The sequence below is a fragment of the Bacillus pacificus genome, assembly GCF_020861345.1.
Classification (GTDB): domain Bacteria; phylum Bacillota; class Bacilli; order Bacillales; family Bacillaceae_G; genus Bacillus_A; species Bacillus_A pacificus.
In genome coordinates, this window is record NZ_CP086328.1 from 3,783,721 (window position 1) to 3,796,395 (window position 12,675).

The 12,675-nt window shown below is 34.5% G+C and carries 11 protein-coding genes; 1 reads left to right on the forward strand and 10 read right to left on the reverse strand.

The annotated features are described in order from the left end of the window. Positions 1 to 24: 24 nt before the first annotated feature. Positions 25 to 306, reverse strand: a complete 282-nt coding sequence (locus LMD38_RS19685) for an aspartyl-phosphate phosphatase Spo0E family protein (RefSeq protein WP_000495540.1) — start codon at positions 304 to 306, stop codon at positions 25 to 27. Positions 307 to 642: 336 nt separating this feature from the next. Here LMD38_RS19685 and LMD38_RS19690 point away from each other — a divergent pair, with 336 nt between their 5' ends. Beyond that, positions 643 to 1,413, forward strand: a complete 771-nt coding sequence (locus tag LMD38_RS19690; protein ID WP_016716945.1) for a divergent polysaccharide deacetylase family protein — start codon at positions 643 to 645, stop codon at positions 1,411 to 1,413. Positions 1,414 to 1,480: 67 nt separating this feature from the next. Here LMD38_RS19690 and cbpA read toward each other — a convergent pair whose 3' ends face one another. From cbpA to LMD38_RS19735, 9 genes are all read right to left on the reverse strand, one after another. Then, a complete protein-coding gene (cbpA, locus tag LMD38_RS19695) occupies positions 1,481 to 2,104 on the reverse strand; it encodes a cyclic di-AMP binding protein CbpA (RefSeq protein WP_001264217.1) in 624 nt (207 codons plus the stop codon). A gap of 125 nt (positions 2,105 to 2,229) precedes the next feature. Next, positions 2,230 to 2,859, reverse strand: coding sequence for a class II aldolase/adducin family protein (locus tag LMD38_RS19700; RefSeq protein WP_000895997.1), 630 nt, complete (start codon positions 2,857 to 2,859; stop codon positions 2,230 to 2,232). 248 nt (positions 2,860 to 3,107) lie between these two features. Then, a complete protein-coding gene (locus LMD38_RS19705; protein WP_073530359.1) occupies positions 3,108 to 5,408 on the reverse strand; it encodes an NEAT domain-containing leucine-rich repeat protein in 2,301 nt (766 codons plus the stop codon). Between the two features lie 413 nt (positions 5,409 to 5,821). After that, positions 5,822 to 6,604 carry a DeoR/GlpR family DNA-binding transcription regulator gene (locus tag LMD38_RS19710; RefSeq protein WP_000117662.1) on the reverse strand — a complete coding sequence of 261 codons (783 nt, stop codon included), beginning with the start codon at positions 6,602 to 6,604 and terminating at the stop codon, positions 5,822 to 5,824. A 40-nt stretch (positions 6,605 to 6,644) separates the two neighbouring features. Then, positions 6,645 to 7,829 (reverse strand): saccharopine dehydrogenase family protein, encoded by a 1,185-nt coding sequence (locus LMD38_RS19715; RefSeq protein WP_000862150.1) that lies wholly within the window; start codon positions 7,827 to 7,829, stop codon positions 6,645 to 6,647. After that, positions 7,826 to 8,923, reverse strand: coding sequence for a 2-aminoethylphosphonate--pyruvate transaminase (phnW, locus tag LMD38_RS19720; RefSeq protein WP_061183621.1), 1,098 nt, complete (start codon positions 8,921 to 8,923; stop codon positions 7,826 to 7,828). Before phnW ends, LMD38_RS19715 begins: the two co-directional genes overlap by 4 nt. Before the next feature lie 15 nt (positions 8,924 to 8,938). Continuing rightward, on the reverse strand, positions 8,939 to 9,733 hold the full coding sequence (gene phnX / locus LMD38_RS19725) for a phosphonoacetaldehyde hydrolase (protein ID WP_000687378.1): 795 nt from the start codon (positions 9,731 to 9,733) through the stop codon (positions 8,939 to 8,941). 169 nt (positions 9,734 to 9,902) lie between these two features. Then, entirely contained in the window at positions 9,903 to 11,660 is a 1,758-nt protein-coding gene (locus LMD38_RS19730) for a putative 2-aminoethylphosphonate ABC transporter permease subunit (protein ID WP_062821866.1), read from the reverse strand. Continuing rightward, positions 11,661 to 12,662 (reverse strand): putative 2-aminoethylphosphonate ABC transporter ATP-binding protein, encoded by a 1,002-nt coding sequence (locus LMD38_RS19735; RefSeq protein ID WP_000006185.1) that lies wholly within the window; start codon positions 12,660 to 12,662, stop codon positions 11,661 to 11,663. Positions 12,663 to 12,675 lie beyond the last annotated feature (13 nt).

Sequence of the window (12,675 nt, forward strand, 5' to 3'; positions counted from 1 at the left end):
CTTATCCCTAAAGGGTAATTATACTTATTTCATAAAACCAGCCACAAGCATTCGCCAAAAATTACTTGATTTCCCTTCATACCCAATTTGAAAAATAGGTACCTTTATAATTGATAACCATTTTGGTGTTTGTTTTTCTTTATAACACTGGTACTGTAAAATAAGCTTGTCCAATTCTTGACTCACTTGAATCGTCTCCGTACTATTTAACCCACTCGTTAAACCTAATTGAATCATCTCTTCACGTTTCATATGAATATCACGTGAAAGCTTTTCTAATGTGTACTTCCTTTTTACAGTAAACATTCATATCCCCCTTATTATACTTCCATGCTCTCTACTTCACTTCTCCATTGAACTTTTAACTGCTTATCATATTTGAATTTGAAGAATCAGAAAATTCAACATTTTCTCCCTGTAATTTACAAATCTTTACCCTCACTTTGAGAATTATTACAAATTATTCTATCTTTGTAAATACATTCGCAATAATAGACAATTTTTTCATCTTCTTTTTTTACAAACACCAATTAAATAGCGGATTCCCTATTTTCCATATACTTTTCTTCGACATTTTTTGTTTAATTTATATAAAAACGCAAACCATAATGGTGATTGATAATATAGAAAGGAAATAGTTATATGCGCAAATATACGATTGCATTGCTTATTTTGACTATGTTTTTACCATCTTTCTTGTTTCCTGTTGAGACCAAGGCTCATACAAATAAAGTAGCTATTGTCATTGATGACTTCGGCAATAATATGAAAGGAACTGATAAAATGTTATCACTTCCTATTCCACTAACTGTTGCTGTTATGCCTTTTCTTCCTTCCACAAAGGAAGATGCGATAGCGGCTCATAAGAAAGGACACGAAGTTATTATACATATGCCAATGGAACCGATTAAAGGTAAAAAAGAATGGCTTGGACCAAAAGCAATTACAACTGATTTAAGCGACGAAGAAATAAATAATCGACTCGAACAAGCGATTCAAGAAGTGCCACATGCAATTGGGATGAATAATCATATGGGATCAAAAGTGACTGCAGACGAAAGAATTGTACGACTTATACTTGCAGCTTGTAAAAAACACGGTTTATTTTATTTAGATAGCAAAACAAATCCTAAGAGTGTCGTCCCAAAAATCGGGAAAGAATTAGGAGTGCCAATTATTGAAAATCAATTATTTTTTGATGACGTGTACACAGCGGCACATATTTCAAAACAAGCCCAATTACTCATTAAAAAACTTCAAGAAAAACCGATTATGGTAGCTATCGGACATGTTGGGCCTCCAGGTGAAATTACATCACGTGTTATAGAAACCTCTATTCCTAAAATTCGTGAACATGCAGATTTTATTTTTTTATCCGATTTAGCATTATCTCCGCCTCCTGTTTCAAAATAAGATTCATGACTCAAACTAAAAAAGAGAGCAATCTGCATATAGCAAATTGCTCCCTTTCCTTTTCATCTTAAATATAATCTACATGACTCACCCTGAATCCTTTTTTCTCTATTTTTTCGATTAATTGCTTTAATCTTTTTTCATTTAACTCATCTGTTATATTGACAATAACGCGGCGAATATATTGATCGCCGTTATCTAGCGTAAATAGTCCACCGATATGAAATGCTTTCAACAATGTCCCAAGTTCTTTAATCGTTCCCTTACAATCTTGTGTTGCAATCGTTAATATATAACCACCCGTCCGCATACCAAATGAATCCTCAATAACATCAAATATATTGGAATGAGTTAAGATGCCAACAAATTCATTATAATCATTTAGTACCGCTAAAAACGGCAAACGACGAATAACATAAAATGCTCTGAAAAAAGAGTCCTTTTCAAAAATAAATGCAGCGGAATCTTCTAGCATATGTTCCGTACTTAATTCCTCTAATCCACCATTACACTTCTTTTCTAAAAGATCCACTTTATAAATAATCCCCATGAATTTCTTTTCATCTTCTGCTAATACAGGGATTGCTCGAAATCCCGTTTCATTCATAATTTGCAGAGCCTTCTTACCTGAATCGTTCATTTTGCAAAATGTTACTTGCTGTTTTGGCAGAAAATGATATTTAACTCGCAAAATATGTTCCTCCTTACATGTCAACATGTAATCTATATATAATAAGGAGACCTATATTTTATGAGTAAAATTATTTTTAAAACGCTTTCATTCGTTTGTGGATTTGTAACGAAATCACAAACATTTCATATAACAGAACTCTTTGCGCCTTTTATCATTAACAATTTTACATGGTAGTTCATTAAATATTCTATACCCTCCAACCATTTTTTCGCGTATTCTGGAGTTTTTCCCCACACAATCATGCCATAATTATGAACGAGAACTACTCCTCCACCTTCACTAAAATTCGGCACATTATTTTCTAATAAATCAGCGAATTTTTTCTCATCTTCTACAATGGGAATTGTCATTTCTGTTATACCTTCTTTTCCAAAAACACGTTCCACGCTACGTTTATCGAATGTTACTTCCCCTTTTTCTCCATACAACTCTGATATTAAATGACTATCTACAGTCTGTACTTGTAAAATACATTCTGCACTACTTTTTTTATAAATATCTGCATGCATAAATGATTCCGCAGCTGGTTTTTCTTCATTTTCAAATACTGGTTCACACATACAGTTTACAACAATAAAATCTTCTTCTGAAAATAACCCTTTATCTCTTCCTTCAACGTTTACTAAAAAAGTTAACGGCTCTTTTGACGTACAAAGTGATAAGCTAATTTTTGTACCATAAAACCAATCACGAAGTGCTAGTTCAGATTTCACATCTTTTAATTCATTCCATTTCTTTAGAAAAAATAACATTTCGTCACCCCCGGCGTAATATTCATATAATGTTCGAATCCTTTCTATGTAAAAGGAGTATTTTTTGATTATTCTAAAAATTTAATTGAATTATCACATGAGAACGCCTTTTTGTCAATATAGTTTCACGTCTCTTCTTTAAAAAGGGCTATTCATATGTCTATACTCCTGTATATTGACTATTTCATTTTATACATAAAAAATACGTTATTCTTTTTCAATCAAAGAATAACGTATTTTCTCATCTTTTATTTCATTATTGCGTTATATAAGAACTGTGCATATTGTTCACGTGTTACAAAATCATCACCTAAAAAGTTTCCTTTTCCATCACCTTTTGATATGTTATTGTCCGCTAACGCTTTCACATATTCTTCTGCCCAATGACCAGTTGGTACATCATTAAAGTTCACTTTATTATTTTCATCTTCTTTTAGCTGAAATACTTTATATAATACTACAGACATTTCGTATCGAGTTAATACTCCATCTGGACGAAACTCCCCAGTACCATCTCCTTGCATAATTCCAGCTTGCGCAACTGTAGCAATATCTTGCTCAAACATATGTCCTTTCGTATCTGTAAATCTCTCTTTCTGCTCTACTTTATTTTCTAATTTCAAATACCTTTGTACTAAAGACGCAACTTGTCCACGAGTAATACGATCCCCAAATCCAAATTGTCCATTTCCATATCCCTTGAAAATATTTTCTTTCGCTAAATAATGAATTGCTTCCTCTGACCAATGTCCTTTTGGTACATCTTTAAATTCTACTACTTCTACTTTTTCATCTTCTTTAGAATTATTGTCTTCTTTACTTTCTACCACATTTTGAATCACAGATCCTGTGAAGAAGATTCCTGTATCCGCAAATGGATCTTTTACACCAAATTCATATACTTTCTCACCTGGTTTACTCCACTTAACTGCATCATTACTATACGTACCACCTTCGCTCTTTAAACGAATTTTTGTAGAGATTTTACCATCTTTCTCGTATATAGGTACTTTTACTTCTTTATTTACTTCTGTTTCCTCTAAAAATACTTTTTGATTTTGAACATTGATATAGGCTGTTTTACTTAGTTCTATAACTGGTCGAACATCACGAATTTCATTTGCAACAAAACTTAAGAATACTAACTTTTTCAAATTGCTAGCTGGTGTTAAGTCTGAAATATAATTCGCTTCTAAATCAAGCTTTTGTAAGTTTACTAGACTTGATAATGGAGTAATATCCTTTAACTCATTGTTAGGTAAGTGTAATTGTTTTAACTGTGTTATCTTACTTAGAGGAGTAACATCTTTTATTTCATTTTTCCCGATCCACAATTCTTCTAATGTCTTCATTTGCTCAATACCAGATAAATCTTTTACTTTATTACGTGTTAATACTAAGTCTTTTAAAGGTAATGAATATAACGGTTTAATATCTTCAATTTGATTACCTGCTAAAGTTAAGTATGTTACATTTTTCAACGCGCTTAATGGCGCAACATTCGTAATTTTATTATTTGCTAAATTCAAGTAATCTAGTTGTTCCATTTTCGCTAATGCTGTTACATCTTCTATTTGGTTGCCTGATAAATATAAACTTTTTACATTTTTCATTTCAATTAGTGGTGCAACGTTCGTAATTTTATTATTACTTAAATCAAGAGAATCTAAATTATCCATCTTAACAATTGGTGTTACATCTGAAAATTCATTACCACGTAAAGCTAAATGTTTCAATTGTTTTAAGCTCGTAAAGAATGATGGATCTTTTATCTTCGCATTCGCAACTGTTAAAGATTTTAAATTTGGCATATATTTTAATGCACTATAATCCAGTATCTCATTCGTATTTAAAAACAAATCCTTTACTTGTAATAACTCTTCTTTCGTGATTGGTGTATTTAAATCTTTTCTATTAAATACCTTTTTATTAACAAGTTCTCTTAATTTATTATCTGTTATCATATTTTGATTATCAACTGGATGATCCGTCTCCGTATTGCCGGAATTAGAGTTATCATCTGGTTTCTCTGTTTCTTTGTCACCTACAGTTGGATCTTTAATTTCAAATTGAACTTGATATTTGTGATCATATCCAATAGCCGGAATAAGTATATGCATTTGCATATTGTGCTTCTTCTCAAACTCGCCAATTTCAAATTGAACCACTTTCGTTCCATTCTTCCTCTTATCTTCTGACAAAACTTTTACATCATGAAATACGCCAGGTTGGTTTTTATCCTCTATTCTAAGGTATTGAAAATAATCGCTATCTTGCATTGTTACAGTTACAATTTTTTTCCCGTCCGCAATCGTTACTTTAGGATCTTTTATATATTGAGAAACCATAGATGGCTCATCTTTTTGATCCTTATATATTTTAATCTCAGTATCGTATGTACGTTCACTAGCTGCCGCTACCGATTGGTTTGCTTCAATTTTTATTGCTGCTAACGTTGGAGTAGAGTATGCAGCAAATGGAATTGCTAATGTTGTCGCTACTACTAGCGCCTTCATATAATTTTTTTTCAAAATAATATCCCCTATCATATATAATCTTTATAATTGATAAGCATTATCAATTAATCATAAATAAATGATAATGAATATCATTATCGATGTCAACGAGAATATTACATTAAATTTATATTTTTAAAGGTAAAAAATATAAAAGCCCTTTATTCAAAGAGCTTTTTTACCTATCGTATGAAGAATTTCATTTTTTTCCTTCTCATTGATGACACCAATTTTTTGCAAAATGTTTGCATACAAGACAAGTTTATTATATATCCGTTCTGACATACTTCCCCTTCTTTCCTTCGACCAACTTTTTTTGTATTGGTAAATTATATGAAAGAGATGGGAAAATGTGTCCACTTTTTTTGCATAAATACAAATCTTTTATCCCGCTATTTGCAGGCAATAAAACCCCCACCTCACAATCAGGTGGGGGTTCTACGTATTTAACAAATTGTCCATTGAATATTATGCCTTTTAACTTCCTCTTCAAAACTATAGGGCATTTTCTTATCACAAATTACATGTTGAATGCGCGAAAACGCTGCTATTCGGTAATTTCCTTTTACGCCTACCTTTGTATGATCACATAAAATATATGTTTTCTCTGCTAATTTCATCATCGCTTCTGACAGTTTCGCCTTTTCTAATTCAAAACTAGAAACTCCAAAACCAGGTAATAATCCATCAATCGAAACAAATGCTTTATGAAAATGAAATTGCTGGATAACTTGCTGCGAAATAGATCCTGATACGCGTGAATGTTTTGGAGATACTTTTCCACCAATAAATAAAACTTCACCGTGAAACATCTTTTTATTAATAGAAGAAATTAATTGTGTCGCTACTGGAAATGAACTTGTTACAATCGTTAAATTTTTGCGATGTACAAGATATGGTACCATTTGAAGTGGTGTACTTCCGTCATCAATCGCAATAACATCTCCATCTTCTACAAATGTTGCTGCTTTATACCCAATTCGCTTCTTCTCTTCTATATGTAGCATCTCTCGTTCTAACATTGGTGCCTCTATTCCAGCTCCCGGAAGTTGGACGGCTCCACCATACACTTTCTTCAACTTCTTTTCACGATCCAATTCTTCTAAATAACGACGAATCGTCTCTGTTGATACAGCAAACTCTCTCGCTAATTCTGAAACTTTTACCTTCCCTTTAAACTCTACCTTCTCAAGAATGGTTCGCTTTCTTTCTTCACCTACTACAGACATAACCTCACCCCATTGATTTCTACCTCATACACTGCCTTACTTATACAAAGTTATAACTTTCCTTTTCAACGAAAACTTCCTCGTGAATATGAATACCACGCTTTTTTAGTTCATCAAAAATAATTTGTGGTTTGACAAAAGCTTCCTCGGGTGTCACAACACCAACTTTATTTACATTCCCTTTTGCGATTAGCTCTGTAGCAATCCCAAATGGAATACCGACGTTTCTCGTATAAGCTCTTAATTTTTCCCATCCTACAACAGATCCATCAGATAACGGGTGTGTATGATATAATACACGTCTTTGTTTCTCATTATTTTTCATACCTATTACTTCTACATGAAGTGCATAACCGTAAATCTCTGTTTCTTGTCCTTCTTTCGATTGCAATAAATACTTCGCAATACAATCCATTATGCCGATTTCTTTTCCATTTATTTCAACTTGATCATTACGCAATATACCGTAATCATACAATGCACGTACGAGCTGCATATTTTGCTTTGGCCAAGTTCCTCTCGTCTCTATTAGTTTAACGCCTTTATTTTCTAATGCTTTTGCTAACGTAATCGTTTCAGAATGCGGTATGATATACTGCGTTGTCTTACCATAAGGCGCCGGTAATTCAATTTCTCTTGGTCGCGCAAACGGAGGCACTTGCTTAAACTCACCATCTTCATACACTGTACGCGATGGCAAATGTGGATCATATTCATATGTCGTTGTTTCTGTAATGGATGCAGAAAAAGCAATGGGACGATACGAACCATGACTTACACGAACTGACTCTACAGTATGTAACTGATTTGCCGCATACATCGCCATCATTTGCGTTACACCTGGCGTCATACCAAACCCAGGTAAACATGTTTTTCCGTTTTGAACAAATATAGAATGCGAATCATTTTCTTCACCAAATCCATTTAAATTCACACCGTGACAACCTGCTTCTGCAATACATCGAGTAGATAATCCATTTAACTTAATTGTTGTACCATCCATTACAATGTCATAGCCCTTCATTTTTGCAACCGTATCCTCATGATTCGTTACATCTACTTTCACAAAATCAACGCGAGGATCGTTGAGCCATTCTACTACTTTAAGCCCCTCTTCTTCGTTAAAATCTGCTACTGTAATCGTCTCAAAAGATGAAAATTGCACTAAATCTAAAATTGCTTCACGACAAATTTTACCTGCTCCACCTAAGCAAAATACTTTCAACCTATAACAACTCCTTTAGCGATACTATCAACTAAGCGATTAATATCTGCCTCATGTACATCACCGATATTTCCAATGCGGAATGTATCTACTTTTGAAATTTTACCTGGATATATAACAAATCCATCACGCTTTAATTCATTGTATAATTGCTCAAAATCAAACCATTCTTCTGGATAAATGAAAGATGTAATAATAGGCGATTGATATTTTTCATCTACTAGTGGCTTAAATCCGATTTCTCTCATTCGATTCACTAATACTTTTTGATTGTTATCATATCGATTGTAACGTGCTTTTACTCCGCCCTCTTTTTCTAATTCAAGTAGTGCTTGATAAAAAGCGTGTACAACATGTGTAGGTGATGTAAAACGCCATTTTCCATTTTGATTTTCCATCGTTTCCCATTGATCGTATAAATCTAAAGATAATGAACGTGCCTGCCCTTTACATTTCAACAATTCATCGCGCTTTGCAATAACAAATCCGAACCCTGGAACCCCTTGAATACATTTATTCGCACTACTAATTAGAAAGTCAATTTGCAACTCAGCGATATCTATTTCAATACCACCAAAACTACTCATTGCATCAACTAGTGTTACTTTTCCGTATTTCTTCCCTAATTTACATACGTCTACAATTGGATTAATAATACCTGTCGTTGTTTCACAATGGACAATTGCAATATGTGTAATCTCTTTATCTTGTTGTAATATCTTTTCTACTTCTACAACATTAGTAGGCTCCCACTCTTCTGTTTGACTTACCACCACATCTATATGTAACATCTCTGCCATTTGTACAATTCGCTTACCGTACGCACCATTTGTACAAACAAGCAACTTTCCATTTTTAGGAATAACAGAACCAATTACTGCTTCAACTGAAAACGTACCGCTTCCTTGCATAAGAACAGTCGTATATTTCTCTTCTTCCTTCGTTGCTAACGATACAAGTTTAGCTCTTACATCTTGCACCATCGTGTTATATTCAACATCCCACGTACACCAATCGTATAGCATAACTTCTTTTACTGTTTTTGTTGTCGTTAATGGTCCTGGCGTTAATAATAAGTAGTGATTTTCAGTCATGATCCTCTTCCCCTTTTATGAAATAATAAGTTGTTGTTTCTCAATATGTTCCATTACGGTTTCAAGTTCTTGCATCGTTTCAATCGTAAAGTGCGCTCCATTTTCAACAAAGCGATTACGAACTACTTCTATTTTTTCTCGAAGCTCTACTGGATCCATATTCTCCACTTCCTCTTCACTTAAGCCGAGTTCGCTACTACCAAGAATTACACCAACTGTCCACATACCAGCATTTCTTCCCTCTTTCATATCTGATACCGTGTCTCCAATTTTTATCATATGATTCATCGGGTATACACCAAGTTCCATCGCATTTTTATAGCACATCCACGGATATGGACGCCCAGCAGGAACATCATCTGGTGTTACAAGAAAATCAGGTTTATATCCTTGTAGCGCTGCTTCTTTTGCTACAATGTCCATCATCTCTCTCGTATAACCAGTCGTTGAACCAATTTTAATTCCTCTTTCACGCAAAGAAGCAATCACTTCCTTTACCCCATGAATTGGCGACGCATAGCGCGGTAAAATAGTGAAGAGAATCTCTTCAAATTCTTCATACATCTCCTGAATGTCTGTTTCTGTTGGTAATTGTCCAAAAACGCGATTCCACTCACTCGCAATACGAGGCATTTCTGTTAGCGCCCTTACATGATCAATTTTTAATAATCCCATTGGTTTACGGGCTTCTTCTGCTGTAATTACCACACCGCGTTTATGGAAAATCTCCATAAATACTTCCAGTGGTGCAAAACATCCGTAATCAACTGTCGTACCTGCCCAATCAAAAATAACTGCTTCTATTTTCATACAATCCATCACCCTTCTTATTTATCCCGCGTTAACGGGCAGTAAGATTTCCCCCTCAAAATTCGGCTGGAGCAAAAAAGTTAAGTGGGAGATCAACTGCCCGTAAACGCCCGATTGGTTCAACTAATAATCAGTGGGGGAGGAACCCCCCACTGATTAAAGTTTCACTTTATCTTTTTTGCCATTGTGAAGTTCGGTCGCGAAGTGCTTTCGTTCCCCATTCATATACAACTCTTACTACAATATTTGTAACAACAATAAGTACACTCATTGCAGCTGCTGGCGCTACATTTCCTGCATCATCCATATTTACGATTGATACGGCCGCTAGTTTAAAATCAGCTGCGTATAAGAATACAACCGCTGACACAGTTACCATCGAATTTACAAAATAGTACATGACCATTTCTAAAATTGCTGGTAAGCACATTGGTACCGTTACTCTAAAGAATGTTTTATAAAACGGAATGCCCATCGACTGCGAAACAAGCTCAAACTCTCGGTCTAATTTCTTTAAAGCAGTCGTTGCCGTAACGAATGTTACAGAATAAAAATGAATGATATTGACTAGTACTAACACAGCGATTGTTCCATATAAAGAATGAAACGGATTCGTTACTGATAATCCAAGTATTTGAATCGTTGGTTGACTAAAGAAAAAGACGTATCCCAATCCAAGTACTAGACCTGGGATTGCTAAAGGTACAATTGAGAAAAAATAGCCTGTTTTTCGGAAAAACTTTAGCTGATTTATTTTTTCAATCGCATATGCGAACATAAATGTTAAAATTGCCCCAATAACTGCTGTTACCGCTGATACAATTACACTATTTTTAAACGCTTCAAGTCCATCTCCTGTTAAACTCGAAAAATTAAAATGTTCAAATGTAAAACTCATATTATATGGCCATACTTTCACACTTGCCGCAATACCAACTGCCACAAATAAAAGAATAATCATAAATGTAATCACACTACAATATATGAACGAGGCTACATCTCTTTTCTTATTAGCCGTTATTCTATATGGCACTGCTTTTGAAGATAAGAAATTTGCCTGCTTTCTTTGCGTAATACGATCAACTGCAAACGCAAATATAGCTGGGATTAATAAAATCATTCCGACAGTTGCACCCATCGGCATATTTTGTTGTCCAATTACTTGTTTGTATACATCAGTAGCAAGTACATTATATTGCCCACCAACAATTTTTGGTGCACCAAAATCAGTAAAACTAAGTGTAAACACAACAAACATCGCACTAATTAATCCATACTTTACACTAGGTAAAGTAACAGTGAGAAATTGCTTTGTTTTACTCGCTCCCAACATATTAGAAGCTTCGTATAAACGATAATCAGAACCTTGGAAAGCAATTAATAATATAAGAAATGCTTGCGGAAATGTATACATGACTTCAGCCATTACAATTCCTACTGGTCCATATAAAGGGATTTGTATGCCTTCAAATAAACCAAACATCCCTTTCGTTACTAATCCTTGATTACCAAATAAATATGTAAGTGCGATACCATGCATCATCGTTGGTGCGAATAATGGTAACAACGCGACATATTGAAATACACGCTTTCCAAATACATTCGTACGAGCGATTGCATAGGCGTAAGCGAAAGCAAGTGCCACTGCAATAATTGTTGTCACGCCCGAAATCCATATCGTATTTTGTAATGATTGAACTAATGTTGGGGTTGTGAAATATTTACTGAAATTCGCAACACCAATGAAAGCTCCATCTTTATCATAAAACGCTTGTGTAAACAATTGTAATAGTGGCAATACAAGCATAATCAAAAAGGCAAGAATCATACCAATAATTAATAGTCTTTGTATCCATTCTTCTTTACCGATACGTCTCTTAATCTTTTTTTTCGTACTTTCTACCTTTAAATTTTCTAACATCTCCATCTATACAACAACCTTCTTTCCATATGACAACATATGATTTTCTGAGAAAGAGATTTGAATCGGCTTTCCTTTCCTAATAGCTGTTTTTTCTACTTCTGATGCCAATATATCTACAACGATTTTCTCATTATATAGATGCGTTTCCTCATCTATAACGCGCACTTCTGTCCGGTATACAGATCCGCGAAACTCCATGCTTTCTACAATTGTTTTCATACCATTATTTTGTACGACTGTTACATGTTCCGGACGAATTGCATGTTCTTCGTTATTTTTCGAAAAGAAATTAATAGAACCAATAAAATCTGCCACAAATGGATTGGCTGGCCTTTGGTAAATCTCCTCTGGTGTGCCAATCTGCATAATTTCCGCATGATTCATTACAACAATTTTATCAGCCATCGTTAATGCCTCTTCTTGATCATGCGTGACCATAATAGTTGTCACTCCTACTTTTTCTTGCAAATCACGCATTTCTCTACGTAACTTTTCACGTACTTTTGCATCTAAAGCAGATAACGGCTCATCGAGTAACAAAATATCCGGAGACAGAGCGAGTGCACGTGCAAGTGCTACTCGCTGCTGTTGTCCACCAGACATTTGAGCAGGATATTTATCTTTTACATTCAGTAAATCAACTAGTTCTAACGCCGATAGCGCCTTCTCTTTTACTTCTGCTTTTCCATACTTTTTTGTCTTTAAGCCGTATTCAATGTTTTCAAGTGCTGTTAAATTCGGAAATAACGCATAGGATTGAAACACCATTCCGAAATTCCTCTTTCCAGGAGGTAATGCTGTAATATCTTTTCCATTCACAGCTATACTACCTGTTGTCGCCTCTTCTAGCCCTGCTAAAATTCGAAGCAATGTTGTTTTCCCACAACCACTTGGGCCTAATAAACATACAAACTCATTTTTTTTCACAGTAAAAGAAATATCTTTTAACGCTGTAAATGCATCAAACTGTTTTTGAATGTGTTGAATTGATAAATATTCGCTCATTTTTTCTCTCTCC